Genomic DNA, 25,656 nt, shown 5'->3' with positions numbered 1-25,656 from the left:
GCGCGGCCGGACACCTATCGAGTCCCTTATGGGCAATCTGTTGCTGCCTTCGTTTCGTCACTTTTCTATTTTTATTTACGTCATAAATTTGACTACGCTGTTTTTTTTTAATTAACTATCGAACATCTGCCGATGACGAAACGTTTCTTTGGATACGGAGCGTAGGCCTTTCTTTCAGCCTTTAGAGCCTATAAACAAGATGTGGCGTGAAACCAAGATTTTGTTGATAGACGATGACAGTGATCGCCGCCGCGATTTAGCGGTCATTCTCAGTTTTTTGAGTGAAGATCACCTGGCATGTTCGAGCAGTGATTGGCAGAGCAGCGTGGCTGCGCTCGAATCCAGTCGTAGCGTGCTTGGCGTCATGCTTGGCGACGTTACCGCCAAGGGCGGTGCCGTCGAGTTGCTCAAGCAGCTCGGAAAATGGGACGAGAACCTGCCGTTGTTATTGATTGGCGAGCCTGCACCCAGCGACTGGCCGGACGAGATACGCCGGCGTGTACTGACCAGCCTGGAAATGCCCCCAAGCTACAACAAGCTGCTCGATTCACTTCACCGCGCTCAGGTCTACCGTGAGATGTACGATCAGGCCAAGGCACGTGGCCGTCAGCGTGAGCCCAATCTGTTTCGTAGCCTGGTGGGAACAAGCCGTGCGGTTCAGCATGTCCGGCAGATGATGCAACAGGTGGCAGACACCGAGGCCAGCGTATTAATTCTCGGCGAGTCGGGTACCGGGAAGGAAGTGGTCGCCAGAAATCTCCATTACCATTCCAAGCGTCGTAGCGGGCCATTCGTGCCGGTCAACTGCGGTGCGATTCCCGCAGAGCTGCTGGAAAGCGAATTGTTCGGCCATGAGAAAGGCGCCTTCACCGGAGCGATTACGTCGCGTTCAGGTCGTTTCGAGTTGGCGGAAGGCGGTACGCTGTTTCTGGATGAAATCGGTGACATGCCGCTGCCGATGCAGGTAAAGCTGTTAAGGGTGCTTCAGGAGCGGACATTCGAGCGCGTTGGCAGCAACCGTACCCAGAACGCCGACGTGCGGATCATTGCAGCAACACATAAGGATCTCGAGAAAATGATCGTGGAGGGTACCTTCCGGGAAGACCTCTACTATCGCCTTAATGTCTTTCCCATTGAGATGGCGCCGTTGCGGGAGCGCATAGAGGATATTCCTCTGCTGATGAACGAGCTCATCTCTCGTATGGAGCATGAGAAGCGCGGTTCGATACGTTTCAACTCTGCCGCGATCATGTCTCTTTGTCGTCATGACTGGCCGGGTAACGTCCGGGAACTGGCCAACCTGGTTGAGCGCATGGCGATAATGCATCCCTACGGGGTCATTGGTGTCATGGAGTTGCCGAAGAAGTTTCGTCATGTTGATGACGATGACGAGCAGTACGCCACAGGCATCCATGACGAGATGGAAGAACGTGCAGCAATCAGTGCGCCGATGGTGGCGGGTGATGCGCGCGCCATGCTTCCGGCGGAGGGGTTGGATCTGAAGGACTATCTAGGCAACCTAGAGCAGGGCCTCATCCAGCAGGCGCTTGATGATGCCAACGGAGTCGTGGCCCGGGCTGCCGAGCGACTGAGGATCCGTCGCACGACGCTTGTGGAAAAAATGCGCAAGTACGGCATGAACAGACGAGACGACGACGTCGACGAGTAACCCTTCACCTTGATCATGCTGGCCGTCCGGGCAGCATGATCGCTACTCCTCCGCTTCCGCCAGGAATGCCGGGCATGATCCTTGCTCTTGTCACTCCACCGACCATCTTTTGACGGACACGAGTGCAAGCAGTGACTTCAGCCACGTCCCCCTCTTTACCGATACGACGAGTCGACGCGCAAGCCGCCGAGCTGGAGCAGTCATCGGAGCTGCTCGCGCAGATGTCGAGTCGGCTCGGCGCGTCTCATGGGCTTCTGCAAAGTCGAGTCGATCAGCTCCGTGGGCAGCTTGCCGATGCCAGGGCACAGCGCCTCCAGGAGCTGGATGAGAAGGAGCGGCTTGCGAGCCGTTTGCAAAGTTTGCTGGACCTACTTCCCGGTGGCGTCATCGTGATCGATGGCAAGGGTGTGATCCGTGAAGCCAATCCGGTGGCCCTCGACCTGCTTGGCGAGCCGCTGGTGGGATTGTTGTGGCGCCAGGTTATCAGCCGCAGCTTTGCGCCGCGAAAAGACGATGGCCACGAGATCTCCCTGAAGGACGGCCGACGCGTGTCGATTGCCACGCGTTCGCTCAACGGTGAGCCCGGGCAGCTCGTGCTACTGACCGACCTTACCGAGACCCGTCGTCTGCAGGAGCGGTTGGCGCGTCATGAGCGATTGTCTTCGCTCGGGCGGATGGTGGCATCGCTGGCCCATCAGATCCGCACGCCTCTTTCTACTGCGCTGCTCTATGCCAGCCATCTTGAGCACGGTGGGCTTTCCAGCGATCAGCAGCAGCGATTTGCAGGCCGCCTCAAGGATCGTCTGCACGAGATTGAGCATCAGGTTCGTGACATGCTGGTCTTTGCTCGCGGTGAATTGCCCCTTCGCGATCGCGTTTCGCCCGCCGAATTGCTCGCAGCGTTGCGAGCTGCTGGGGAGGCGCAGCTACAGCATGTTGCGGTTCGTTGGCAGTGTGATGTGTCCACGGGCATCCTGCTATGCAACCGCGACACCTTGGTCGGTGCGCTGTTGAACCTGCTGGAGAATGCGCTGCAGGCCGCTTGCGATCCAGTTCGATTGAAAGTCCATCTGTACGCACGCGGCCAGCAGCTTGTGCTCTCGATCAGCGATAACGGAGTCGGCATGGATCAGGCCATCCTGGCGCGCGTCGGTGAGCCTTTCTTCACTACCAAGACGACCGGGACCGGGTTAGGACTGGCCGTGGTGCAGTCCGTGGTCAGGGCCCACTCCGGGGTCTTGGCCCTGCGGTCCCGGCCGGGACGTGGTACCTGCGTGTCACTGCGTCTGCCGTTGCTGCCAATGGAAGCGACGGCACAGATGGAGCGCACCGGATGACAGGCGTTCTGCTGGTTGAGGATGATCCGGCCTTGCGCGAGGCCTTGGCCGATACGCTGGAGCTTGGTGGCTATCGCTATCGCTCGGTAGGCAGTGCCGAATCGGCATTGCTGGCGTTGGAGAGCGACAGCTTCGCGCTGATCATAAGCGACGTGAACATGCCGGGAATGGATGGGCATGCGCTGTTGAGCCTGGTTCGCCAGCGATACCCGCACATCCCGGTCCTGTTGATGACGGCCTATGCTGCGGTTGAGCGCGCAGTGGATGCGATGCGTCAGGGGGCGGTGGATTATCTGGTCAAACCCTTCGAACCTGGCGTTCTGCTCGAGCGGGTAGCGCGTCATGCCTGTGGCCAGATTAGCGAAACGGAGGGAAAGGGACCGGTCGCCGTCGAGCCTTCGAGCCAGCAGTTGCTTGCTCTGGCCGCACGTGTCGCTCGCAGCGACTCCACCGTACTGATTTCAGGTGAATCAGGGACCGGAAAGGAAGTGTTGGCCCGTTATATCCATCAGCATTCACCACGCGCCAACAAGCCTTTCATCGCCATCAATTGCGCTGCGATACCCGACAACATGCTCGAAGCCACGCTGTTCGGCCACGAGAAGGGAGCATTTACCGGAGCCATTGCAAGTCAACCCGGAAAGTTCGAGCTGGCTGAAGGCGGCACCTTGCTGCTTGATGAAATTTCAGAAATGCCGCTGGCACTCCAGGCCAAACTGCTGCGTGTCCTCCAGGAACGCGAGGTCGAGCGGGTCGGGGGCCGAAAGCCGGTAGCGCTCGATATTCGCGTTATCGCCACTACCAACCGAGACCTGGAAAGCGAGGTGCGCAGCGGGCGCTTTCGTGAAGATCTCTTCTATCGGCTTTCGGTGTTCCCGCTGGCCTGGGCCGCCTTGCGCGATCGGCCCCTGGATATCGTCCCGATGGCCGAGCGTCTGCTGGTCAGCCATGCGATCAAAATGCGTCAGGCTCCTGCTCGGCTTTCCAGAGAAGCACAGCAATGCCTGATGACTCATTTATGGCCCGGCAATGTGCGTGAGCTCGACAACGCCATCCAGCGCGCAATGATCCTTCAGCAGGGCGGCGTCATCCGGCCCGAGGATCTCTGCCTGACGACCGTGGCCGGTTCAAGCCTCTTGACCACTAGCGAAGCGCGGGAGGTGCTCGGCTCGACGCCTGAAACTCAGGAGGCAGCCGGGGCGCTTGGCGACGACTTGCGCCGTCGTGAATTCGAACTGATTTTGCAGACGTTGCATGCGGAGCGGGGGCGTCGCAAGGAGACGGCCGATCGTCTGGGCATCAGCGCGCGTACGCTACGTTACAAGCTCGCGCAGATGCGCGATGCAGGGATGAATCTGGACGGCGCACCTGGCTGAAAGCCGCAATAGGGTTCTCGACGTAGGGTCTGCTAGTCTCGTGCAATCAACGGAAAACGAGGGGATTGCCTGTGGACGAGGAGTTCTGGCATCGGCGCTGGGCACGCAACGAAATCGGCTTCCATCTCAGTGAGGTCAACCCGTATCTACGGCAATTCTGGTCCGAATTACCCGTGGCAGCTGGTGCCAGGGTACTGGTGCCGCTGTGCGGAAAAAGTCTGGATATGGTCTGGCTCGTAGAGCAGGGGTTTTCTGTGCTTGGAGTCGAGCTGAGCCAACGTGCCGTCGAGGACTTTTTTGCCGAGCAGGATCTGGTGGCAGACGTAAGTTCCGAGGGCGCATTCAGGGTGTATCGTGCCGGGGCGCTGGAGATTCGCTGCGGAGACTTCTTCTCGTTGAGCCGGGATGATGTTTCCGGTTGTCAGGCCTTGTATGACCGCGCTGCGCTGATCGCTCTACCTGCAGCGATGCGTGCGCGCTACGTTGATCATCTGGCGCGTATCGTTTCCTCGGGCTGCCATGGTCTTCTGGTAACGCTCGATTACGAGCAGGACCAGATGCCAGGTCCGCCATTTGCAGTCAGCGACCGCGAAGTGCAGGAGACCCTGGGCCCCGATTGGCGCGTCAAACTGCTGGTGGAGGAAGACGTGCTGGAGGGTAACTGGAAGTTTCTCCAGCGTGGCCTGACGCGCCTTGAGGAGCGCTGCTACCGGATCGAGCGGTTGGACGCCTAGCTCCAGGCGCCCGGCCTGATGATCACCCGAACCCGCCCTGGAGGGAGGGCGCTGGCAGCGCAGCTATAGGCGCTTTGGGGGTCAGTTGGACTTTTGCAGCTGCCGGATGAAGGTGTCGGCTTCGTCGATCGAGCGCTGCATGTCGGTCAGCAACTGATCGACATTGCCCTGCAGAGTCCGGTACTCGCCTTGCAGTGCGCCAATCGCGCGGGCATTGAGGTTGTGCTTGAGGAACAGCACCTGGTCACGCAGCACATCCAGCACAGGGTCGATGCGCTTCTCCGCTGCCTTCATGCGCTGCAATAACGCCTGGTAGTCTTTCCGGGTGCGTTCCAGGTTCCTTGCACTTGTGGCCTTGAGGCTGGCATCGCTGTAGTCGTCCAGCTCCCCCTTCCATTCCTTGAATAGCGCATCGGCAACATCTTCGACGGCCTTTATCCGGTTACGGACGTCGCGGGCGCTGGCCTCGCTGGCTTCGAATTCGCTGTTCAGTGCCTCATAGCGCTCTTCGAGTTCCCCTCCCTTCACCTCTACTACGCTGCGGTAGCGCTCCAGCGCATCCCGGAACTGTTCCTTTGCCGCTTGCTGGGAGTCGCGGGCGTCTTCTACCCGATTGACCAGAATGTCACGTTTGTGCAGGCCTACCTTTTCCAGAGCCGAGTAGTACGCACTCTGGCACCCAGCCAGGGTGAGCAGGGCGAGGCCGAGCAGGGCAATACGGCGCATGGTGATTCCTCGTTCGATGTATGCGAGTGCTTCGACAGGCCTTCAGCCACTATGTGCAGAATCGGACGAAAAAAAGGGCGGCCAAGGCCGCCCTATAGCTATTCCACGCTCTCAGCCCCGCTGACGCAGCGCTTCGATGCGGTCTTCCAGCGTTGGGTGAGTCATCAGCAGACCGGCCAGGCCATTGCGCAGGGCACCGTTGATGCTGAATGCCTTCAGGCTGTCCGGCATGTCGACCGGAACTCCCTGCTCGGCACGCAGCCGCTGCAGCGCACCGATCATCGCGGTCGTTCCAGCCAGCTGTGCACCCGCTTCGTCGGCGCGAAATTCGCGCTTGCGCGAAAACCACATGACGATGATGCTGGCGAGGATGCCCAGCACCAGCTCGGCGAAGATGGTAGCCACGAAGTAGCCGATACCGTGGCCGTCCTCGTTTTTCAGAATCGCACGATCAACGAAGCTGCCGAAGATGCGTGCGAAGAACATGACGAAGGTGTTGACCACGCCTTGAATGAGCGCGAGCGTCACCATGTCGCCGTTGGCGACATGGCCGATCTCATGGGCCAGCACAGCCTTGACTTCGTCCGGGGAAAAACGCTCCAGGAGCCCCTGGCTGACTGCGACCAAGGCGTCGTTCTTGTTCCAGCCGGTGGCGAAAGCGTTGGCTTCGTAAGCAGGGAAGATGCCGACCTCGGGCATCTTGATACCGGCGTCTCGGGCCAGATGCTCGACTGTCTGCAGCAGCCACTGTTCGTGACGGGTGCGCGGTTGCGTGATGACCTCGGTGCGCGTGCTCATCTTTGCCATCCATTTTGAGATGAACAGAGAGATCAAGGCACCCGCGAACCCAAAGACGGCGCAGAAAACCAGAAGGCTGCCGTAGTTCTGGCCGGTGTAGCGGTCCACCCCGAGCAGCTTGAGGGTGATGCTGGCCACGACCAGTACAGCCAGGTTTGTGGCCAGGAACAAGAAAATGCGCATCATGTTGCGGCAGACTCCAAGGGGAACAGTAAAGAACGATAGGCTATATAAGGGGCGGTTCGGCGTGATTCAACCGAGCGACTATTTCAAGCTATGTCGCCTGTACCGCAAAGCAGCTCGGCAGCAGCTTCAAGAGCCGCTGCCAAACAGCTGACGCGCCAGCTGCGCCAACTGTTCGCTGTCACCATCGCGCAGCGCCTCACGCAGCCTGTTGGCAAGGCTGGACTGCACACGTCGGACACTCGAGGGGAGCGATTGACGGGTGGCATCGTTGTCGCCAACGCAGCTCGTCAACCGCAGGAGCGCTTTTTCGGTGAGAACGGCCTGGTCCAATGCCTGGAACTGAATGGTAGTTTCGAAGCGCAGGTAGCCTTCCTCGGCAAGCCAGGTCAGGGCCCCAAGACAGCCCTGGTGTCGCTTGCTTGGCAGGCCGAATTCATCGGGCTCTTCGTGCCCGATGAGATCTTCAACATACAGCGCGATCTTCCGTGGGAAGGCTTGGTAGAGCAATACCAGGCCGCCAGCGGCGTCGCGGTAGAAGTCGTCGATCTGCAGGTCCACGGTAGCTGGCTACTGGCTATAGGTCTTTAGAAAGCTGCCGATGCGTCCGATGGCCTGCTCCAGGTCGTCGACGCGAGGCAGGGTGACGACACGGAAGTGATCCGGCCATGGCCAGTTGAAGGCGGTGCCCTGAACGATCAGCAGTTTTTCAGACAAGAGCAGATCGAGCACGAATTTCTCGTCGCTGTGGATGGGGCAGACTTTCGGGTCGATGCGTGGAAATGCATACAGCGCGCCCATCGGCTTGACACAGCTGACGCCCGGAATGTCGTTGAGCAACTCCCATGTCCGGTTGCGCTGCTCAAGCAGGCGTCCAGGCGGCAAGACTAGATCGTTGATGCTCTGATAGCCACCAAGGGCCGTCTGAATCGCATGCTGGGATGGCACGTTGGCACACAGGCGCATATTGGCCAGGATATCGATGCCTTCGATGTAGCTCTGTGCTTTGTGCTTGGGTCCGGAAATGGCAACCCAGCCGGAGCGAAACCCGGCAACCCGGTAGGATTTGGACAGCCCGTTGAATGTCAGGCACAGCACGTCCGGCGCTAGCGACGCGGTGCAGACGTGCACCGCATCGTCGTACAGAATCTTGTCGTAGATTTCGTCGGAGAAAAGTACCAGCTTGTGCTGGCGGGCCAGTTCGACCATGCCTTCCAGCACTTCGCGCGGGTACACCGCACCGGTGGGGTTGTTTGGGTTAATCAGCACCAGCGCTTTGGTGTTCGGGGTGATCTTGGCCTTGATATCCGCCAGATCGGGCCACCAATTTGCCTGTTCGTCGCAGAGGTAGTGCACCGGCTTACCGCCGGCCAGGCTTACAGCAGCCGTCCACAGCGGGTAATCGGGCGCCGGGATCAGCACCTCGTCGCCGTTGTTGAGCAGGGCCTGCATGGACATCACGATCAGCTCGGACACGCCGTTGCCAAGATAAATATCCTCGATGGTCACGCCTTCTACCTGCTTTTGCTGGTAGTACTGCATGATGGCCTTGCGGGCGCTGAACAGCCCCTTCGAGTCGCTGTAGCCCTGCGCGGTCGGCAGGTTGCGGATCACGTCCTGAAGTATCTCTTCAGGAGCTTCGAAACCGAACGGCGCCGGGTTGCCGATGTTGAGCTTGAGGATGCGATGGCCTTCCTCTTCCAGGCGTTTGGCGTGCTTGAGCACCGGCCCACGGATGTCGTAGCAGACATTGGCGAGCTTGTTCGATTTGCTGACCTGCATGATCCTGAGTGTCCCGAAGTGAGGGCGCGCCGGGCATTCGAGAGCCGGCGACCTTTGGCATGAGCCCAGGCGCCTTGGCAGGCTGAAACCCCGCTGCCAGACTAGGCGTCTAAGAGCACCGCATCATACGTGCGGCCTGACCACCGGAAAAGGTACAGATCCGCCTTTTTTAAGAACACGAGGTGTACCGATGGACAAGCTAGAAAAACCGCTCGAAGCCTGGCGTGAAGAGCTCTCCGACGAGCAGTTCCAGGTCTGTCGACTGGGTGCAACCGAGCGGCCATTCACTGGCAAGTACAACGACATGAAAACGCCCGGCATCTATCACTGCGCCTGTTGCGACGCCCCGCTGTTCGATTCCGACGCCAAGTTCGATTCGGGCTGCGGATGGCCCAGCTATTTTCAACCGGTCAGCGATACGGCAATTATCAGTCTCGATGATTTCAGCCACGGCATGCATCGGATCGAGGTCAAGTGTGCGCGCTGCGATGCCCATCTGGGTCATGTCTTTCCTGATGGACCTGCGCCGACGGGGCTGCGTTATTGCATCAACTCCGCTTCTCTCAACCACAAGCCAAACGACGCCTGAGGGCGCTTCGTGAAGCACCATCAGGACACCGCCATGCGTGATCCGCTGCTAGATATTCTCTGCGTGACCATCGATGGCCAGGCGAAAACGCTGGCTGAATATGGAGGCAAGGTCCTGCTGGTGGTCAACACGGCAAGCCAGTGCGGGTTCACGCCGCAGTACAAAGGATTGGAAGCGCTTTGGAAGCGTTATCGTGATGCGGGGCTAGTGGTGTGCGGCTTTCCCTGCGACCAATTTGGCCACCAGGAGCCCGGAGACGAGGCAGAGATCGCTGCCTTCTGCGAACGTCGTTTCGGTGTCAGCTTTCCGCTGTTCGCCAAGATTGAGGTCAACGGGAGCGACGCTCATCCGTTGTTCCAGGAACTGAAAAAACGGGCGCCAGGGGTGCTCGGCAGTAAATCCATCAAATGGAATTTCACGAAGTTTCTGATCGGCGATGAGGGGCGCACGGTTGAGCGATTCTCATCGCGTACAGCGCCAGACACTCTGGCTGCGCGGATAGATGCGCTTCTTTGATCCGTTGTGGCTACGGCCTGGCAGACAGCTTGATAAAAATCACTACTGGAATCATCGATGGATGCGGATTTAAAAGCTTTTCTGGCTCGAGCAGCCATGCTGATGGAGCGTCTCGAGCCACTTCTGCCAGCGCCCAGAGAGGCCATCGACTGGAGCGTCAGCCTTGCTGCGCGCTGGCATCGCGAAGGGCAGGGCGGCTATCTGCAGCCGCTGAGCGTATCTTTGGACCTGCGGCTGGCGGACCTGATCGGGGTCGACCGGCAACGTGATGTGCTTGCCAGCAACACCCGTCAATTCGTTGCGGGGTTGCCCGCGAACCATGTGCTGCTGTGGGGTTCGCGTGGAACGGGTAAGTCATCGCTTATCCGAGCGCTGCTAGCCGAGCACGCTTCGGCTGGTCTTCGGCTGATTGAAATCGAGCGAGACTATCTGGCTGATCTGCCGAAGGTCGTCGAGCTGTTGGCAGGACAACCTCAGAGTTTCGTGCTGTTCTGTGACGATCTCTCATTCGAGGCGGGCGAAGGGGACTACAGGATTTTGAAAAGCGTCTTGGACGGCTCGCTCGAGCGTGCTCCGGACAATGTTCTCCTCTACGCCACCTCGAACCGTCGCCACCTGGTGCCTGAGCGGGAGAGCGATAACCAGAACTGGCGGATGGTTGACGGTGAGCTTCATCCCAATGAAGCGGTCGAGGACAAGATCGCCCTTTCCGACCGCTTCGGGCTGTGGCTCTCGTTCTATCCCTTCAGCCAGGAGCAGTATCTCGATGTCGTTCGGCACTGGATTGGCACGCTGGCCGAGCAGGCTGATCTGGATTGGGTGTGGGACGAGGCGCTGGAAAAGGAAGCAATTCGCTGGGCAACGGCAAGAGGAAACCGCAACGGTCGCTGCGCCTACCAGTTTGCGCGTCAGTGGGTGGGCACGCGGTTGCTGTGAAGAACCCAGCAAGCGCCAGTCGAAACTGGCGCTTTTATCGTGCAGCCAATCACTCCGGCTTGCTGGCTTTCTTTCCCATTTCGATAAGTTTCGCCGTCATGCGCTGCTCCCCGGGCAGCACGGTCTCGACCGAGGCGCGGGCCTTGATTCGTTGGTAATGCGCAGCCAGGGCTGGCCAGCGAACCGCATCCACGACCTCGTTGCCATGCTCCATGTTGATCAGCTGGCACGTTACCGCAATGTCCGCCACGGACAGTTCTCCGCCGACGAAATAGTCATCCGTAGCCAGTTGCTGCTCAAGATAGTCGAAATGCGGCGGCAGCTTGTCGTTCAGTGCAGCCTGGACGGCTTCTTCGTTGCACGGTTGCCCTGAGCTCGGTTTCAGGATGCGGTTGCGAAACACGCCAAAGGTGGTCAGTGGCGCAAGCTCGTAATCGGCATACTTCTCGAACCAGCGAACGCGGGCTCGTTGCACAGCATCATTGCCATAGAGCCGCGTGGTTTGTGGATATGCTTCTTCGAGGTATTGGCAGATCACGCTGGAGTCCGCAAGGCAGAGGTCGCCATCCTTGAAGGCCGGAATGCGGCCAAGGGGGTTGAGCTGCAGGTACCAGTCTGGTGGAGTAAATGGCATCACGACCTCCAGCTGGTAATCCATGGACTTCTCTAGCAGGCAGAGTCGCGCCTTGCGGACGAAGGGGGACAGCGGGGCACCAAACAGGGTCAAGGGCATCTATGTTCTCCACGGCAGGCTGAAAGCGGCCGGACGCTGCATCATGCACAGCGAGTAGCAGACGATGTGGGCGCCTGTAGGCTCAGTTGGCGGCCATTGCGCGATCCGACGTTTTCATCAGTAGATATTGTTTTTTTTCCAGTCATCGTCACTTTCGAGACCCTTCAAACCTTCGGTCAGCTCGTTGGGTTCGTCAAGCTTGGGTTGATGCTGGGTCTGCTCCAGCTGATTGGCGTGTGTGTAGCTTGCTTCGAGCTGTTTCAGTTGTGCTTGGTAGTCATGCTGGTTGGCCTGCTTGCGCACATACTGGATGCCGCGCTCGAACGCTTGGCGTGCCTTGTGAGCGTGACCTTGCTGCAAGGCCTGCTGGCCGAGGTTGCTGAAGTATTCGATATGCAAGATCACCAGCATTTTCTGGATCTGCTGCGTCCAGCGTTTCGCGGAGCTGCCGTCGAGTTGTCCGTTTTTGGCGGCCCAGATCACTTGCGCATGCAGGTCCTCAAGCAGCAGCCTGACCTGTTTGGCCTGGGCTTCGGTGACTATTCTCACGGGGGGATTCGGGACGGGAATATCCTCGCCCTTGGCCACATCCGTTCGCAGGTTATCGATGCGTGCCGCAAGAGCCGCGTCGCTGCGTTCAAGAGGCACCAGCTTCTCGGCCAGGTGTAGTTGCAGGCGCGCAAGCAGGAGCTTTAGCGACGGACTCATCATTTGCCCGGGAAAACCGTCCGACAGGTTCGCGCAGCGGCGCAGACGGTCTGTCAGCTCGGCGCGCTGACGAGCCTTTTCCAGATTGTTCTTTTCAACGATCTGGTTGATAAAGCCAATCCCAATCAAGACGAACAGGCCAGCGATGACCAATCCTGCAATAAGACCTGGGGACACGTTGCACCTTCTCAGTCGGTCGGTTTCCTGGCGAGTGTAGAGGGTTGCATGGCAAGCTGATAGCGCGACAAAGCGAATGAAGTACCTGATTCAAAAAAGTTTTGTTTCGGTGCTTGACGACTCAGAAAGTCATCCATAGAATGCGCGCCACTTGCAGCGTGAAGCTCAACGCAAACGCGGCAAGCCGGAATGAAAGCTGTAGTTTCCGGGCTGCGTCCCCTTCGTCTAGTGGCCTAGGACACCGCCCTTTCACGGCGGTAACAGGGGTTCGAGTCCCCTAGGGGACGCCATTTTTGTTGTAGATAGCGCGGGAATAGCTCAGTTGGTAGAGCACGACCTTGCCAAGGTCGGGGTCGCGAGTTCGAGTCTCGTTTCCCGCTCCAAATTCGCTTCAGTCCCACTCGGCTGAAGTATGAAAAAAGCGACCTTAGGGTCGCTTTTTTCGTTTATAGCCAGAGGCCAACAGGGAGATGAGGTTAGCGCAGCCTCCTTCTGGGCGTCTCGGCGGATCGATGTAAAGCCGGCACTTACGGGGCTTGATCCATGCCAGTCTCGATGGCTGCAACCATGACGGCCAGGATAGTTTTACGAGGCAAGAACGATGGCAACCTCCGTCCATGTCTCAAGCACAGGAACGGGCACGCGACCGCCGGTCCGTTTTGGATCAGGTGTACTTGGTGAAAATCTTGCGAACGCGTTCCAGAGTCTCGTCCGTATCCTGAGCCTGATCATGAATGGCCTCTTCGATCAGGCAGGTCAGCATCAGCCGATAGGCCTTGTCCAACGCGCTTCTAGCAGCGGAAAACTGCTGGGCAATGGCTTCGCAATCTTCCCCCCGTCTGATCATGGCCTGGATGCCGCGCACCTGTCCTTCGACTCTCGCAAGCCGTTTCAGCATGGCCAATTGCTGGGCTGGCAGATTGGCGGATTCGGCTGGAGTAGTGAGTTCGGTCATGCGCCTGTACCTCGGCTTCAGGGAGTGGCTTTTGTTGGCGGGGCATCGCTTGGCTTCGCAAGCCTGCCGGCATGCTAGCGGCACGACAAAGCGGAGCCAACTGGCCCGGGCTCAGGCTGCCGATCAGACCATCGTTTGGGCGATGGTTGCAGTCTGCCACTTCGCTAGCAAAAACCGCAGACCTGTGCTCCCCAGCGCTATTCAAAGCTGGGCAAGCTTGGCTTCACCGCCGTCTTGCCGGCTCCAGTCCAGGCATCGAATCCGCCTGCGATTGATCTCACATGTAGATATCCCATGTCCTGTAGCGACGCGGCCGCCAGGGCTGCACGACCGCTGGTTTTACAGTAGAGCATTATGTTCAGGTCGCGCGCGCCGAGCTCGGGTGTTCCGCTGAACTTGAACTCCAGCAGGCCGCGCGGAATGTTCACGGCTCCGTTGATATGCCCTTCACGAAACTCGTCAGGCTCCCGTATATCGACCAGCACGTCCGCCTGCGGCATCTGGGCTTCTGCGTCGTCTACCGAAATTTCCTGGATGTGGGTTCTGGCTTGTTCGACCAGGTCATGTGCGCTCTTCATTTGTCACTCTCCACTTTTGCATGTCGGTTGCTACGCCGTGACTCAAAGCTTGCAGGGTGGTCTGCGGATCGAGCGTGAGCAATGCTTCGTACTGGCTGATGAATACCTGGCCGCCAAAAAGCTCAAGGAAATCGGTACGCCGCAGGCGATCCATGACCGGTCCTTTCACCTCGGATAGGTGCAGCTGGACGCCTCCTGCATGCAGGCGGGATGTTATGGCCTCCAGGCTCTCCAGGGCGCTGGCATCAATCAGGTTCACGCCGGAACACATCAGCACCAGATGTTTGGCCTGTGGATAGCGTCCAGTCAGCTCGGCGATGCGGTCCTCCAGAAAGCGAGCATTCGGGAAGTACAGGCTTTCGTCGACACGCACGGAAAGCACGCTGGGGCTCTGTATCACGTCAAAGCGTTCGACATTGCGAAAATGTTCATTACCTGGCAGCTGCCCGACCACGGCGACATGGGGATGACTGGTTCGCCAGAGAAATAGCAGTAGCGACAGGCAGACGCCCAAGATGATGCCTGTCTCCACGCCAATCAGCAGTACACCCAGTATCGTCACGGCCATTGCTGCGGCGTCCTGGCGAGAATAGCGCCAGGTGCGCAGGAGCGCATCGAGGTTGACCAGGCTGAGCACCGCAACGATTATCGTGGCGGCCAGAACGGCATGCGGCAGGTTATGAAAGAGCGGTGTAAAGAACAGAACGGTCAGGGACAGACCCGCTGCGGTCAGGCCGCCAGCCAGAGGTGTCTGGGCGCCTGCATCGAAGTTGACCACTGAGCGGGCGAACCCACCCGTCACTGGAAATCCGCCACTCATGGCTGCCGCGATATTGGCGCCACCCAGGGCGATCAGCTCCTGATTGGGCTCGATTCGCTCGCGGCGCCTGGCCGCCAAGGTCTGAGCCACGGATACCGACTCCACGAAGCCGACCAGACTGATGAGTACAGCCGCTGGCAGCAGCTGCAAGGCAAGTTGCGGATCAAGCTGGGGCACGCCTAGCGGCGGAAGCCCCCCGGGCACCTCGCCGACGACGCGAACCCCGGCTTCGACAAGCTGAAATGCACTGACCCCCACGATCGAGGCTAGCAGCGCCATGACGGGGCCGAGCCTGGCCAAGGTGCCGGACATGCCTACGCTCATGCCGAGGCGCTGCAGCGAGTTACCCAGCCGGGTACGCACCAGATATAAAAACAGCAAGCTGATGGCGCCGACGCCGAGCGTAGGCAGGTGCGTTTGCGGCAACCCGACGATCAGCTTCTTCACTAGCGTGAATGCGTTATCGCCACTGATCGAGAGACCAAGGATGTGCTTGAGCTGGCCAATGGCGATGAGAATGGCTGAGGCGCTGATGAAACCCGATATCACCGGGTGACTGAGAAAGTTCGCAAGAAACCCCAGCCTCAATATCGCCATGATCAGCAAGACCGCGCCGCAAAGCATGGCCAGAATCATCGCTGCGCTTGCGTATTCGGTGCTGCCAGGGACGAATAGAGGGCCCAGTGCTGCCGCCGTCATCAGCGACACCACGGCAACAGGGCCAACGGCCAGGGTGCGACTGGTGCCGAACAGGGTATAGGCGAGTAGCGGAAGAATACTGGCATAAAGCCCGGCAGCAGGTGGAAGACCGGCAAGCATGGCGTAGGCCAGGCTCTGTGGGATCAACATCAGGGTCACGATCAGCGCGGCCAGGCCATCCTTGGCCGCGGCTGCCCGATCATAGTGTTTCGCCCATTGCAGGCAGGGCAGATAACGGGCCAGTCGCTCATTCATTCTTTGTTCTTCCCAGGTGACATGGCGGGTTTTCAGGGGCCGTGGCCCGATGTGTTCTGATCGGCCCGTTTGTTTGCGCTGCAAGCCGCTCATGCTTTTCAAGGTCAATCATGACGTGGCGACCTGGCACGTATTGGTTATCGGGTGCGGATGGCGCTGCAGGCGTAGCGGCTGGCCGTTTGGCTTGTTTCTGTCCACGGGTCCACATTCGCAACAGGCCATGGCCAGACCTTTATCCGGTAGATACGTCATGAAGGGTGGTCGGCGCAGGCGTTACAGCACGTTAAGGGGAATCTTCAGGTAACGCGTGCCGTTGCTTTCGGGCTCGGGCAGCCGGCCGCCGCGCATGTTGACCTGTACAGCGGGCAAGATCAGCGTAGGCATTGCCAGGGTCGCGTCTCGCGCAATACGCATCGCGACGAATTGGTCTTCGCTGATGCCGCTGTGTATGTGCACATTGTGCTCACGTTCGGCTGCGATGGTTGTTTCGTAGCGGAACGCCTCGCGGCCCGGAGCTCCGTAATCGTGGCACATGAATACCCGCGTCTCGCCGGGCAACATGAATAGCTTCTGGATCGACCGATAGAGCGTACGAGCGTCCCCGCCTGGGAAATCACAGCGGGCGGTGCCGTAATCCGGCATGAACAGCGTATCGCCGACAAATGCTGCATCGCCGATCACGTAGGTCATGCAGGCAGGCGTGTGGCCGGGCGTGTGGATTGCCTGCGCCCGGATATTGCCAACCTCGAAGGTATCGCCATCCCCGAACAAACAGTCGAACTGACGGCCGTCTGTGGCGAACTCGCTGCCGGTATTGAACAGTTTGCCGAAGCTTTCCTGTACAGCTGTGATTCGATCGCCTATTGCCAGCCGGCCACCCAAGCGTTCTTTCAGGTATGGCGCGGCGCTGAGGTGATCGGCATGGACATGCGTTTCCAGAAGCCATTGCACTTCAAGCTCATGCTCGAGCACATGCCTGATCAGGGCGTCCGCTGCGGTAAACGTGCTGCGACCAGACGCTGGATCATAGTTCAGCACGGGATCGATCAACGCGCAGCGGTGGGTTTCAGGGTCACTAACGACGTAGCTATAGGTGAACGTGGCAGGGTCAAAGAAGGCTGTAACGTGGGCGCCCATGGTGTGCTCCTCTTCACCAGATATACAGGTGGGGGTATCTGAAGCGAGTTTAGACCGTATTTTTGTTATAGGCCTATAGCAATTGGTTATTACGACGGAACCGGTGATGCTGCGGGAAGCTATGCTGCTTCTACGTTGCGGGAAGCTGCGCTGGCGGTACTGCCGCAAGCGACGAGGCGCACGACGGATGCAGTAACACGCCGGACGGTCGCTTCACATCTGACCCGCACGAAACCAGACGAAAGCCCCGCGACACCGCACTTTGCACGGACATTCAGCCTGTGTTGAATCATCGGCGACCTGCTGGACTCGAATAGCGGTGAACAAGTTTTGGTGTTTGACCATGGCAGCCGTAATCTCGACCCGAGCGGGGCTGCGTACGATGGGTTCCGCTTTTTCAGGACTAGGTGATTATGGCGTCAACTGTTCAAAGTCCCGCTGCTACGTTACGTTCCGTCTGGCTTGCCCAGGCCCAGGCAAGTCCCTGGATTACGCTGAGTCTTGCTGCCACGGCGGTTGCGGTCCTGGCACTGCTGATCGCCGGTGGCATCAATGCATTCCAGATCAGCGAAGCCAGTCATGTTCGCTACGCCATGCTCGGCGGCAGCGCCGGTTTCGTCGCGACGGCAGCGGGGGCGTTACTGGCGATTGGCTTGCGGAATATCTCCACTCGGGCCCAGGACAGCATGCTTGGTTTCGCGGCCGGCATGATGCTGGCAGCCAGCGCGTTCTCCCTGATATTGCCGGGGCTGGCAGCCGGGCGCGAGCTGTTTGGCAATGGCGCTGCTGCCGCGCTGACGGTTGTGGCTGGCCTCGGTCTTGGCGTGCTGCTCATGCTTGGCCTGGATTACTTCACGCCGCACGAGCATGAAAGCACCGGTCCCCGTGGCCCGGAATTCGAGCGCCTTAATCGTGTCTGGCTGTTCGTGCTTGCCATCGCACTGCACAACATTCCGGAAGGTATGGCCATCGGCGTGAGTTTTGCCAAGGGAGACCTGAGCGTCGGATTGCCCCTGACCACCGCGATCTCCATTCAGGACATCCCAGAAGGACTGGCTGTTGCGCTGGCGCTGCGCACGACAGGCCTGTCTGCGCGCGCGTCGGTGCTGGTGGCGATAGCGTCCGGGCTGCTCGAGCCGGTCGGGGCTCTGGTAGGCATCGGCATGTCGAGCGGCTTCGCCATCGCTTATCCGGTCAGCCTTGGTTTGGCTGCGGGCGCGATGATCTTCGTGGTTTCCCACGAGGTGATTCCCGAGACGCACCGCAATGGTCACCAGACGCCTGCCACCCTAGGCCTGATGGTGGGGTTCGCCGTGATGATGTTCCTGGATACTGCGCTGGGTTGAGTCCGATCAAACCGGCGCAGCCTGCGCAAGGCAGCTAGGTATGTCCTGATGCACGCCGAACGCCGATCAGAGGTTCTCCAGCAGCCTGCGCGCGGCTTCCTGGCCGCTGAGCCAGGCACCTTCCACCCGTCCTGACAGGCACCAGTCGCCGCAGGCATACAGGCCGATATGCGCATCAGCCAGGGCGCCCCATTCGTGGGATTGGCCGGGTCGGGCATAGAGCCAGCGATGAGCAAGCGTGACTTCAGGGGCGGGAACGATGCAGTCGATCAGTTCGGCAAATGCGCCATGCAATTGTTCGATGATCGCCTCCCTCGGTTGATCCAGATGCTGCCGGCTCCAGGCGCTCGTTGCATGCAATACCCAGCTGTCGAGCGGGTCGTCGCGTCCGGGTTTGCTGCGATGGCGCGCTACCCAGTCAAGCGCGTCATCCTGAACGAAACAGGCCTCCAGTTGGGTTTCCAGGGGCTTGGCAAATGCCAGTGCCACCGACCAGGTAGGCTCCATGGCGACACTTGCGGCCACCGCAGCCAGTTTTGGCGCCGTGGCCAGGAGGGTGCTGGCCTGAGGCGCGGGGATCGCAACGATGACCTGGCTGAAAGGGCCATGATTGTTTCCGTCGGCATCAACCAGCGTCCAGAATTGCTCGCCGTGAAACACTTCAGTTATGCGGCAGCCGAGTCGGGTTGGCATCTCGCCGAGCATGCCCCGCGCTATATCGCCCATCCGAGGGGCGCCAACCCAGCGCAGCTGCTCGTCGGCTGAAGGAGAGAGTTGACCGCCGCGCGCCTGGTACAGATTCGGTGACCATTCGGCGGCCCAACCCTGTGCCTGCCACTGGAGAACCGCTTCGGTAAAACGGCGATCGCGAGCGGTGAAATATTGCGCACCAAGATCCAGAGTTCCAGCTTCGCTTCGCTTGGTTGCCATGCGCCCGCCAATGGTCCGACTCTTGTCGAACAGTTGAACGCCGAGTCCGGCGCTCTGTAATGCGTGGGCCGCCGACAGACCGGCCATGCCGGTACCGACGATTGCGATAGGAGCTCTGCTCATGCTTACCTCTTTGCTAGCGCCGTCAGTTCTCCGCTGCACGACCACTGCGCTGGTTTCGTTCGGTCATGATGCCGTCTGTTCGCGAACGGCATGTGCTGATGCGTTTCCTATCCTTAAACAGACTGGTGGTTTTGCCTAGGGGTTCGGGCTGGTCTGGCCACAATCAACAGGTTCTGCCTGGCTCAGCTGACGGACGGTGGCTAAGGGGGCCGGTGCTTTTCGCTACTTTCGCATGGCCGATCTGGCTCAGCGGCGAGGAGGGCCACGGCGCCTCGTCTTGGGGAGTTTCATTCAACGGTTGTATCTTCGAGGCAAGCCGGTACAATGGCGCCGCTCGCCGCCAGGCGGGTTTCGTTATGGTGGCCCTGCCGGTCCCCCCGCAACGATCAGCCGTGAACCCGGTCAGATCCGGAAGGAAGCAGCCGCAGCGGTGACATTGTGTGCCGGGGTGTGGCTGGTAGGGCTGCCTCCATAACGAAGCGTGACTCCTTCCAGTGTCCTGCCTTCATCCCTGACGTTTTCTGGTGTCGCCCATTTTTGCGACTGGTCGCCGCGTGCTGAAATGCAAATGGTGAGGCATACGCTCGTGCCTTGCCCAGGTTGCAGGGATCATCTGCCGTCTAGCCCGGCTTTTGCCAGGCCGGTCCGCTGCCGCTCAGGCATGACAGGACCGCCCACCCATCTACCCAGCTGTGAGGTGACACGCTTTGTCGATCAGGGCCCGTTGGGACATATTCTGCGTCGTCGTCGACAACTACGGTGACATTGGCGTGACCTGGCGTCTGGCGCGCCAGCTGGTGGCCGAACATGATCAACAGGTTCGTCTGTGGGTTGATGATCTGGATACCTTTGCCCAACTCTGTCCCGGCAGCAGCGCCACGGCCGGACGGCAGCTGCTTGACGGCGTCGAGGTATGCCATTGGTTACCCGAGTGGCCAGGGGCCGAACCAGCCGATGTGGTCATAGAGGCCTTTGCCTGCCAGCTGCCGTCCGACTATGTCGCTGCGATGGCTCGGAGCGGTCGGCGTATCCTCTGGCTCAATCTCGAGTACCTCAGCGCCGAGGACTGGGTTGTGGGTTGCCATGCATTGCCATCCATGCAGGCCGATGGATTGCAGAAATTCTTCTTTTTTCCCGGCTTCGAGAAGGGCACAGGCGGCTTGATTCGCGAAGGGGACCTGCTGGCGCGGCGCGAAGCCTTTCAGGGCGATCCGTTGCTGCAAGAGGCGTTCCTGCAGAGTTTCGATGTGACGGTGGAACCCGGTGCGCGGCTGGTGTCGCTGTTCGCTTACGAAAACAGCGCGGTGGCCGAGTGGCTCGATGAGTTGGCGGTCGATACGCATCCTACCCAGCTGCTGGTCCCCGAAGGCCGCGTGCTTGGTGATATCGCTCGCTGGCTGGGGCTCGAGGGGCTGCAGGCCGGCGAACGTCATGTTCGTGGTTCGCTCTGCATCGCGGTGTTGCCGTTCATGACCCAGAACCAGTACGACATGTTGCTCTGGTGCTGTGATTTCAATGCGGTACGCGGCGAAGAGTCCTTCATTCGTGCGCAGTGGGCGGGGCGGCCTCTGGTCTGGCACATCTACCCGCAAGAGGAGGATGCGCACTGGGACAAGCTGAACGCCTTTCTGGATTTGTACCTGCGTGACCTTCCACCGGCTCCGACGGCTGCGTTGCGACAATTCTGGCGTGCCTGGAACTGCGGTGTTGGCAGCGGTGCCGCTTGGCGTGCACTGCTAGAGCACGAGGCGGAGCTAATGGCCCATGCGGATCGCTGGACACACAAGCAGGTCGCCAACGGCGATCTGGCCGGAAAGCTGGTGTTTTTTTACACAGATTGGCTATGATACGCGGCCTGTTTTTTGTCTCTAATTCCATTCGGATGTTCGTATGAAAACCGCACAAGAGTTCCGTGCCGGCCAAGTGGCCGTTATCAACGGCGCGCCCTGGATTATCCAGAAAGCCGAGTTCAACAAGTCCGGTCGTAACAGTGCCGTGGTCAAGATGAAGCTGAAGAACCTGCTCAACGGTTCGGCGACTGAAACCGTATATAAAGCTGATGACAAGCTTGAGCCGGTAATTCTCGATCGCAAGGAAGTGACCTATTCCTACTTCGCTGACCCGCTGTACGTCTTCATGGACGAAGAGTTCAATCAGTACGAAATCGAGAAAGACGATCTCGAAGGCGTGATGACCTTCATCGAAGACGGCATGACCGATGTCTGCGAGGCCACGTTCTACAACGACAAGGTGATCTCCGTCGAGCTGCCGAACACCATCGTCCGCGAGATCGTGTACACCGAGCCGTCTGTCCGGGGCGATACGTCCGGCAAGGTCATGAAGACCGCGCGTCTGAAGAACGGCGCCGAGCTTCAGGTTTCTGCGTTCTGCGAGATCGGCGACTCGATCGAGATCGACACCCGCACCGGCGAATACAAGTCCCGCGTCAAGGGCTGATCAATTCGCTCGGCGGAAGGGAAGCCCGGCATGTCTGACATGCCGGGCTTTTTCATTTCGACGCCCGAAACTCAGCTGCCCCAGATCCACCCGACCAGCAAATAGCAAAGCAGCGAAACCAGTACCACGCCGAACAGGTTGAGGGCGAAGCCTGCCTTGATCATCTCCTGTATTGGCAGCTTACCGGTGCCGAATACGATGGCGTTGGGCGGCGTGGCTACAGGCATCATGAATGCGCAGCTCGCCGCCACCGCGGCGGGAATCGCCAGCATCTCGGGCGACAGGCCCTGCGCAACAGCCAGCGCGCCCAGCAGCGGAAGGAATGCTGCAGCTGTCGCGGTGTTGGATGTAATCTCGGTGAGAAAAATGATAACTGCCACGACCAGCGCGATCATCGCAAGCAGGGGCAGTGCATCGAAGACGCCGAGACGTCCGGCAATCCACTCGGCAAGCCCTGAGGCGCCGATCACTCCTGCAAGGGAAAGGCCGCCCCCGAACAGCAGCAGAACCCCCCAGGGCACCTTGTTGGCTTGGTCCCAGTCCATCAGGAAAACGCGGTCGCGCAGGTTAACCGGAATCAGGAAAAGCGCGATAGCGGCTGCCACAGCGATGCTGGTGTCGTTCACACCGTCCAGGATGTCGGCCAGAAGCGGCTGGAAGACCCAGGCCAGCGCAGCCAGGACGAATACCACGGCAACCATTTTCTCGGCTCGGGACATTGGCCCGAGTTCTGTCATTTCCTTTTTCAGCAGGCCCCTGCTGTCACCTCCGGCGAGCTTGAAGCCGCGGCGGGTGAGCGACCACCAGATAAAGATCAGCATGCCGGTGCTCAGCGGCAACCCCAGCAGCATCCATTGGCCGAAGCCGATCTGCACGTCGTAAGTCTCCCGCAGGAAGGCGGCCAGTAGGGCGTTAGGTGGTGTGCCGATGAGCGTGGCGATCCCGCCAACGCTGGCCGCATAGGCGATGCCGAGGAGCAGGGCGACGGCAAAGCGGCCGCCTTCCTTTTCGTCGCTGCCGGCCACCAGCAGGCCAATCACCGAGAGGCCGATGGGCAGCATCATGATGCTGGTCGCGGTGTTGCTTACCCACATGCTGATGAACGCGGTTGCGATCATGAAACCGGCAATCTGGCGACTGGGCTGGTTGCCCATTGCCAGCAGCGTCATCAGGGCGATGCGCCTGTGGAGGTTCCAGCGCTGCATGGCCAGTCCGAGCAAGAAGCCGCCAAGGAACAGGAAAATCGTCGGGTTCGCATAGGGAGCAGTGGCCTTGGCCAAGGTATCGATTCCCAGCACGGGGATCAGCAGGATCGGCAACAGCGAGGTTACGGGGATGGGAATGGCCTCGGTGGACCACCAGACAGCCATCAGCGCGGCGAGGCCTACGGTAAGCCAGGCTTTGTCGGATAAGCCAGCTGGTGGATCCGTCAGCAGGCATAGAAGCAGAAGCAGCGGCCCGACAATCAGACCGATCCATGCGGCGAGCACCGCACCTTTGGTTTGAGATGATTCCGTCATGGTTGTCCTCTGATTAGCGCAGCCCTCGACCCTGTTGGTAGTGGCCACTCTCATTAGGCGGACAGGAGCGGTGTGGGTTCGTTTCTTCCAGCGCCGTTGATGGCACCTGTGGCCGATAAGGGCAGGCCCGGTGCCAACGAAGGGCGGCTGTCAGTCAGGGCGTACCTGCTTCAGCGTCTCGGCAATAAGGAACGCGAGTTCAAGCGACTGGTCGGCGTTGAGACGTGGATCGCAATGGGTATGGTAGCGGTCGGAGAGGCCATCTTCGGTAATCGGCCGCGCGCCCCCAATGCATTCGGTAACGTTCTGGCCGGTCATTTCGATATGGATGCCGCCCGGATAGCTACCTTCGGCCCGGTGCACCTCGAAGAACTGCCGAACCTCGGCCAGCACTCGGGCGAAATCCCGCGTCTTGTAGCCGCTGGAGGCCTTCATGGTATTGCCGTGCATGGGATCGGAGCTCCACAGCACCTGACGACCCTCGGCCTGCACGGTCTGGATCAACCGGGGCAGCCCGGCCTCGACCTTGTCTGCGCCCATCCGCACGATGAGGTTCAGACGGCCCGGGTCATTGTCAGGGTTGAGTGTATCGATCAGGCGGATCAGCTCTTCGCTGTCCATGCTCGGCCCGACCTTGACACCGATGGGGTTGCCCACGCCGCGCAGAAATTCCACATGGGCGCCGTCCAGCTGACGCGTGCGGTCGCCGATCCAGAGCATGTGCGCCGAACAGTCGTACCAGCCGCCGCTGAGGCTGTCCTGACGGACGAACGCCTGTTCGTAGTTGAGCAACAGCGCCTCGTGGGCGGTGAAGAAACTGGTCTCGCGCAGCTGTGGGGCATTGTCCATGCCACAGGCGCGCATGAATCTCAGCGCCTGGTCGATACGTGCACCCAGCTGATGATACTTTTCTGCCATCTGCGAATTGGCGATGAAATCCAGGTTCCATTGGTGGACCTGATGCAGGTCGGCAAAGCCGCCCTGGGCGAAGGCGCGCAGCAGGTTCAGACTTGCAGTTGACTGGTGATAGGCCTGCAACAGCCGCTCCGGGTCCGGGACGCGGCTCTTCTCGTCGAAGCTAATGCCGTTGACGATATCGCCGCGGTAGGCGGGGAGGGTGACGCCATCAATGGTCTCGTCATCAGACGAGCGCGGCTTGGCGAACTGCCCGGCCATGCGACCGACCTTTATCACCGGGCACCCGGCGGCAAATGTCATCACCACGGCCATCTGCAGCAGCACCTTGAAGGTGTCACGGATCTTGGGTGCGGAAAATTCGGCGAAGCTTTCGGCGCAGTCCCCGCCCTGAAGCAGAAACGCACGGCCCTGGGTAACTTCAGCGAACTGCCGGCGCAACTCGCGGGCTTCGCCGGCAAATACCAAGGGAGGCAGGCTCGCCAGGTTTGCTTCGACGCGCTCCAGATGCTCGGCATCCGGATAGACCGGCTGTTGCTGGATGGGTTTGTTTCTCCAGCTCGTGGGGCTCCAGGCCTGGTTCATCCGTCTTTATCCCGTTGCTTGAAAGTGGCGCCGATTTTACCTGATGCGCCGGGGCGCCGCTGATAGTTCCAAGCGATCGGGCTGTTAACATGCGGCATGGTTTGAGGTGATTACCGATGGACAAGCAGGAAGTGTTGCTGGCTGAAGTGACCGACGCCTTCGGTCTGATACGTGTGCTGGAGGTCGGTGATTACCGCTTTCTCGAGTTTGGGGCGGCCGTCGAACAGAGCTGCGTCTTCACCCATGATCCAAGTTGGTTGGAGTACGACTACACCCGCGCCATGCTCATGGGTGGGCTCCTTCACCAGGCGCCGGAGACTGCGCTGTTCCTGGGGCTCGGGGCAGGCACGCTGACGCAGGCATGTCTCGAATTCCTGCCGGTCGAAGATGTCGAGGCTATCGAACTGCGCCCGGACGTGCCGGAGCTCGCCATGCGCTACCTTGGCCTGCAGGACGACCCGCGGTTGTTCATCCGCATTGGTGATGCGGTTGAGTTGCTGGATTCGGCCGAGACGGCCGACCTCGTGTTCGTCGACCTGTATACCGATATCGGGCCGGCCGCGGCACACCTGGCCTGGGGATTTTTGGAGAGATGCCAGCAGAAGCTCAATCCAGGCGGCTGGCTGATCATTAATCAGTGGGGTACCGACGAAGACAAGCCCCTGGGTGCCGCGTTGCTGCGCGGCCTGTTTCATCGTCACTATTGGGAATGTCCGGTGAAGGAGGGTAACGTGGTGCTGTTTGTCCCGGCCGATCTGGAACAGACACTTGATGAGAGCGGTCTGCGGGCCCGTGCCGCAAGGCTGGCGCCGCGTCTCGGTTACTCGCTCGATTCGCTTATCAGCGCGATACGGCCGGCGAGCTAAAGCCTGCCGGTGTACGACGAGCGGTCATGCACTGTGCGGGGCGGAAGCACGATGCCACGCGACCGATACTCGGTTCGATGTGTCCTCGAGGGATTGGTTTTGCACCTGGCCGGCGCTCGATCAAAACCCCGTAAATCCGGCCCATTACGGCAAAGCCAGCTGAGAGGCGTTGCAATCCAGTCAGCGTGCCCTTATCTACTCATCAC

24 protein-coding genes, 2 tRNA genes and 1 other RNA gene are annotated in these 25,656 nt (G+C 59.8%); 14 read left to right on the top strand and 13 right to left on the bottom strand.

Annotation, left to right across the window (positions count from 1 at the left end):
- The first annotated feature begins 199 nt into the window (after positions 1 to 199).
- From AC4LFW_RS10215 to AC4LFW_RS10200, 4 genes are all read left to right on the top strand, one after another.
- Entirely contained in the window at positions 200 to 1,669 is a 1,470-nt protein-coding gene (locus tag AC4LFW_RS10215) for a sigma-54 dependent transcriptional regulator (protein ID WP_491818939.1), read from the top strand.
- A gap of 131 nt (positions 1,670 to 1,800) precedes the next feature.
- Positions 1,801 to 3,006 carry a sensor histidine kinase gene (locus AC4LFW_RS10210; RefSeq protein WP_491818938.1) on the top strand — a complete coding sequence of 402 codons (1,206 nt, stop codon included), beginning with the start codon at positions 1,801 to 1,803 and terminating at the stop codon, positions 3,004 to 3,006.
- Positions 3,003 to 4,382 carry a sigma-54-dependent transcriptional regulator gene (locus AC4LFW_RS10205; RefSeq protein ID WP_491818937.1) on the top strand — a complete coding sequence of 460 codons (1,380 nt, stop codon included), beginning with the start codon at positions 3,003 to 3,005 and terminating at the stop codon, positions 4,380 to 4,382. Before AC4LFW_RS10210 ends, AC4LFW_RS10205 begins: the two co-directional genes overlap by 4 nt.
- A gap of 71 nt (positions 4,383 to 4,453) precedes the next feature.
- Positions 4,454 to 5,116 (top strand): thiopurine S-methyltransferase, encoded by a 663-nt coding sequence (locus AC4LFW_RS10200; protein WP_491818936.1) that lies wholly within the window; start codon positions 4,454 to 4,456, stop codon positions 5,114 to 5,116.
- A gap of 81 nt (positions 5,117 to 5,197) precedes the next feature.
- Here AC4LFW_RS10200 and AC4LFW_RS10195 read toward each other — a convergent pair whose 3' ends face one another.
- The 4 genes from AC4LFW_RS10195 to AC4LFW_RS10180 all read right to left on the bottom strand — a co-directional run bounded on the left by AC4LFW_RS10195 (position 5,198) and on the right by AC4LFW_RS10180 (position 8,605).
- Complete coding sequence (locus tag AC4LFW_RS10195; RefSeq protein WP_491818935.1) at positions 5,198 to 5,842, bottom strand: DUF2959 domain-containing protein; 645 nt, start codon at positions 5,840 to 5,842, stop codon at positions 5,198 to 5,200.
- Between the two features lie 111 nt (positions 5,843 to 5,953).
- On the bottom strand, positions 5,954 to 6,826 hold the full coding sequence (htpX, locus tag AC4LFW_RS10190) for a protease HtpX (RefSeq protein WP_491818934.1): 873 nt from the start codon (positions 6,824 to 6,826) through the stop codon (positions 5,954 to 5,956).
- A 126-nt stretch (positions 6,827 to 6,952) separates the two neighbouring features.
- Positions 6,953 to 7,384: a hypothetical protein gene (locus AC4LFW_RS10185; protein WP_491818933.1), complete on the bottom strand. Its 432-nt coding sequence runs from the start codon at positions 7,382 to 7,384 to the stop codon at positions 6,953 to 6,955.
- Positions 7,385 to 7,393: 9 nt separating this feature from the next.
- Positions 7,394 to 8,605 carry a pyridoxal phosphate-dependent aminotransferase gene (locus tag AC4LFW_RS10180; RefSeq protein WP_491818932.1) on the bottom strand — a complete coding sequence of 404 codons (1,212 nt, stop codon included), beginning with the start codon at positions 8,603 to 8,605 and terminating at the stop codon, positions 7,394 to 7,396.
- Between the two features lie 190 nt (positions 8,606 to 8,795).
- Between AC4LFW_RS10180 and msrB the strand changes: the two genes are divergently transcribed.
- From msrB to AC4LFW_RS10165, 3 genes are read left to right on the top strand one after another with little or no spacing between them, the layout of a single operon-like run.
- Entirely contained in the window at positions 8,796 to 9,194 is a 399-nt protein-coding gene (msrB, locus tag AC4LFW_RS10175) for a peptide-methionine (R)-S-oxide reductase MsrB (RefSeq protein ID WP_491818931.1), read from the top strand.
- Positions 9,195 to 9,227: 33 nt separating this feature from the next.
- Positions 9,228 to 9,710, top strand: coding sequence for a glutathione peroxidase (locus tag AC4LFW_RS10170; protein WP_491818930.1), 483 nt, complete (start codon positions 9,228 to 9,230; stop codon positions 9,708 to 9,710).
- Between the two features lie 57 nt (positions 9,711 to 9,767).
- The gene (locus AC4LFW_RS10165) at positions 9,768 to 10,646 is read left to right on the top strand and encodes an ATP-binding protein (protein ID WP_491818929.1); all 879 of its coding nucleotides are present in this window, start codon (positions 9,768 to 9,770) and stop codon (positions 10,644 to 10,646) included.
- A gap of 49 nt (positions 10,647 to 10,695) precedes the next feature.
- On the opposite strand, the gene AC4LFW_RS10160 is transcribed toward AC4LFW_RS10165, so the two are convergent.
- Positions 10,696 to 11,379: a glutathione S-transferase family protein gene (locus tag AC4LFW_RS10160; RefSeq protein WP_491818928.1), complete on the bottom strand. Its 684-nt coding sequence runs from the start codon at positions 11,377 to 11,379 to the stop codon at positions 10,696 to 10,698.
- 117 nt (positions 11,380 to 11,496) lie between these two features.
- Positions 11,497 to 12,264 carry a hypothetical protein gene (locus tag AC4LFW_RS10155; protein ID WP_491818927.1) on the bottom strand — a complete coding sequence of 256 codons (768 nt, stop codon included), beginning with the start codon at positions 12,262 to 12,264 and terminating at the stop codon, positions 11,497 to 11,499.
- 214 nt (positions 12,265 to 12,478) lie between these two features.
- Here AC4LFW_RS10155 and AC4LFW_RS10150 point away from each other — a divergent pair.
- Positions 12,479 to 12,554, top strand: a tRNA-Glu gene (locus AC4LFW_RS10150).
- A 17-nt stretch (positions 12,555 to 12,571) separates the two neighbouring features.
- Positions 12,572 to 12,647: transfer RNA gene (locus tag AC4LFW_RS10145), tRNA-Gly, on the top strand.
- A 281-nt stretch (positions 12,648 to 12,928) separates the two neighbouring features.
- On the opposite strand, the gene AC4LFW_RS10140 is transcribed toward AC4LFW_RS10145, so the two are convergent.
- The 4 genes from AC4LFW_RS10140 to AC4LFW_RS10125 all read right to left on the bottom strand — a co-directional run bounded on the left by AC4LFW_RS10140 (position 12,929) and on the right by AC4LFW_RS10125 (position 16,708).
- Entirely contained in the window at positions 12,929 to 13,219 is a 291-nt protein-coding gene (locus AC4LFW_RS10140; RefSeq protein ID WP_491818926.1) for a metal-sensing transcriptional repressor, read from the bottom strand.
- A 197-nt stretch (positions 13,220 to 13,416) separates the two neighbouring features.
- Positions 13,417 to 13,797, bottom strand: coding sequence for a rhodanese-like domain-containing protein (locus AC4LFW_RS10135; RefSeq protein ID WP_491818925.1), 381 nt, complete (start codon positions 13,795 to 13,797; stop codon positions 13,417 to 13,419).
- Positions 13,781 to 15,571 (bottom strand): SulP family inorganic anion transporter, encoded by a 1,791-nt coding sequence (locus AC4LFW_RS10130; protein ID WP_491818924.1) that lies wholly within the window; start codon positions 15,569 to 15,571, stop codon positions 13,781 to 13,783. Before AC4LFW_RS10130 ends, AC4LFW_RS10135 begins: the two co-directional genes overlap by 17 nt.
- A 273-nt stretch (positions 15,572 to 15,844) precedes the next feature.
- Positions 15,845 to 16,708: an MBL fold metallo-hydrolase gene (locus AC4LFW_RS10125; protein WP_491818923.1), complete on the bottom strand. Its 864-nt coding sequence runs from the start codon at positions 16,706 to 16,708 to the stop codon at positions 15,845 to 15,847.
- Between the two features lie 413 nt (positions 16,709 to 17,121).
- On the opposite strand from AC4LFW_RS10125, the gene AC4LFW_RS10120 reads away from it, so the two are divergent.
- The gene (locus AC4LFW_RS10120) at positions 17,122 to 18,054 is read left to right on the top strand and encodes a ZIP family metal transporter (protein WP_491818922.1); all 933 of its coding nucleotides are present in this window, start codon (positions 17,122 to 17,124) and stop codon (positions 18,052 to 18,054) included.
- Positions 18,055 to 18,120: 66 nt separating this feature from the next.
- Here the strand turns inward: AC4LFW_RS10120 and AC4LFW_RS10115 are convergent, their stop codons facing one another.
- A complete protein-coding gene (locus AC4LFW_RS10115) occupies positions 18,121 to 19,107 on the bottom strand; it encodes an NAD(P)/FAD-dependent oxidoreductase (protein WP_491818921.1) in 987 nt (328 codons plus the stop codon).
- A gap of 366 nt (positions 19,108 to 19,473) precedes the next feature.
- Here AC4LFW_RS10115 and ffs point away from each other — a divergent pair.
- From ffs to efp, 3 genes are all read left to right on the top strand, one after another.
- An RNA gene (gene ffs / locus AC4LFW_RS10110) (signal recognition particle sRNA small type) lies at positions 19,474 to 19,570 on the top strand.
- A 244-nt stretch (positions 19,571 to 19,814) separates the two neighbouring features.
- Positions 19,815 to 20,954 carry an elongation factor P maturation arginine rhamnosyltransferase EarP gene (gene earP / locus AC4LFW_RS10105; protein WP_491818920.1) on the top strand — a complete coding sequence of 380 codons (1,140 nt, stop codon included), beginning with the start codon at positions 19,815 to 19,817 and terminating at the stop codon, positions 20,952 to 20,954.
- A gap of 43 nt (positions 20,955 to 20,997) precedes the next feature.
- Positions 20,998 to 21,564, top strand: coding sequence for an elongation factor P (gene efp, locus AC4LFW_RS10100; RefSeq protein WP_491818919.1), 567 nt, complete (start codon positions 20,998 to 21,000; stop codon positions 21,562 to 21,564).
- A gap of 71 nt (positions 21,565 to 21,635) precedes the next feature.
- Here the strand turns inward: efp and AC4LFW_RS10095 are convergent, their stop codons facing one another.
- The gene (locus tag AC4LFW_RS10095) at positions 21,636 to 23,084 is read right to left on the bottom strand and encodes an SLC13 family permease (RefSeq protein ID WP_491818918.1); all 1,449 of its coding nucleotides are present in this window, start codon (positions 23,082 to 23,084) and stop codon (positions 21,636 to 21,638) included.
- Positions 23,085 to 23,234: 150 nt separating this feature from the next.
- The gene (locus tag AC4LFW_RS10090; protein ID WP_491818917.1) at positions 23,235 to 24,584 is read right to left on the bottom strand and encodes a class II 3-deoxy-7-phosphoheptulonate synthase; all 1,350 of its coding nucleotides are present in this window, start codon (positions 24,582 to 24,584) and stop codon (positions 23,235 to 23,237) included.
- 116 nt (positions 24,585 to 24,700) lie between these two features.
- Between AC4LFW_RS10090 and AC4LFW_RS10085 the strand changes: the two genes are divergently transcribed.
- Entirely contained in the window at positions 24,701 to 25,450 is a 750-nt protein-coding gene (locus tag AC4LFW_RS10085; protein ID WP_491818916.1) for a spermidine synthase, read from the top strand.
- Positions 25,451 to 25,656: the final 206 nt, after the last annotated feature.

The organism is Stutzerimonas sp. C6.4V (assembly GCF_058536345.1).
The sequence above is the reverse complement of the archived record's forward strand: the minus strand, read 5'-3'. Positions and strand labels throughout refer to the sequence as shown.

Bases quoted from the DNA above. Each gene is read 5' to 3' on its own strand.
- AC4LFW_RS10215 (WP_491818939.1), top strand. From the start codon at position 200: ATGTGGCGTGAAACCAAGATTTTGTTGATAGACGATGACAGTGATCGC.
- AC4LFW_RS10205 (WP_491818937.1), top strand. From the start codon at position 3,003: ATGACAGGCGTTCTGCTGGTTGAGGATGATCCGGCCTTGCGCGAGGCC.
- AC4LFW_RS10195 (WP_491818935.1), bottom strand. From the start codon at position 5,842: ATGCGCCGTATTGCCCTGCTCGGCCTCGCCCTGCTCACCCTGGCTGGG.
- htpX (WP_491818934.1), bottom strand. From the start codon at position 6,826: ATGATGCGCATTTTCTTGTTCCTGGCCACAAACCTGGCTGTACTGGTC.
- AC4LFW_RS10180 (WP_491818932.1), bottom strand. From the start codon at position 8,605: ATGCAGGTCAGCAAATCGAACAAGCTCGCCAATGTCTGCTACGACATC.
- msrB (WP_491818931.1), top strand. From the start codon at position 8,796: ATGGACAAGCTAGAAAAACCGCTCGAAGCCTGGCGTGAAGAGCTCTCC.
- AC4LFW_RS10170 (WP_491818930.1), top strand. From the start codon at position 9,228: ATGCGTGATCCGCTGCTAGATATTCTCTGCGTGACCATCGATGGCCAG.
- AC4LFW_RS10165 (WP_491818929.1), top strand. From the start codon at position 9,768: ATGGATGCGGATTTAAAAGCTTTTCTGGCTCGAGCAGCCATGCTGATG.
- AC4LFW_RS10160 (WP_491818928.1), bottom strand. From the start codon at position 11,379: ATGCCCTTGACCCTGTTTGGTGCCCCGCTGTCCCCCTTCGTCCGCAAG.
- AC4LFW_RS10140 (WP_491818926.1), bottom strand. From the start codon at position 13,219: ATGACCGAACTCACTACTCCAGCCGAATCCGCCAATCTGCCAGCCCAG.
- AC4LFW_RS10135 (WP_491818925.1), bottom strand. From the start codon at position 13,797: ATGAAGAGCGCACATGACCTGGTCGAACAAGCCAGAACCCACATCCAG.
- AC4LFW_RS10130 (WP_491818924.1), bottom strand. From the start codon at position 15,571: ATGAATGAGCGACTGGCCCGTTATCTGCCCTGCCTGCAATGGGCGAAA.
- AC4LFW_RS10125 (WP_491818923.1), bottom strand. From the start codon at position 16,708: ATGGGCGCCCACGTTACAGCCTTCTTTGACCCTGCCACGTTCACCTAT.
- AC4LFW_RS10120 (WP_491818922.1), top strand. From the start codon at position 17,122: ATGGCGTCAACTGTTCAAAGTCCCGCTGCTACGTTACGTTCCGTCTGG.
- AC4LFW_RS10115 (WP_491818921.1), bottom strand. From the start codon at position 19,107: ATGAGCAGAGCTCCTATCGCAATCGTCGGTACCGGCATGGCCGGTCTG.
- efp (WP_491818919.1), top strand. From the start codon at position 20,998: ATGAAAACCGCACAAGAGTTCCGTGCCGGCCAAGTGGCCGTTATCAAC.
- AC4LFW_RS10095 (WP_491818918.1), bottom strand. From the start codon at position 23,084: ATGACGGAATCATCTCAAACCAAAGGTGCGGTGCTCGCCGCATGGATC.
- AC4LFW_RS10090 (WP_491818917.1), bottom strand. From the start codon at position 24,584: ATGAACCAGGCCTGGAGCCCCACGAGCTGGAGAAACAAACCCATCCAG.
- AC4LFW_RS10085 (WP_491818916.1), top strand. From the start codon at position 24,701: ATGGACAAGCAGGAAGTGTTGCTGGCTGAAGTGACCGACGCCTTCGGT.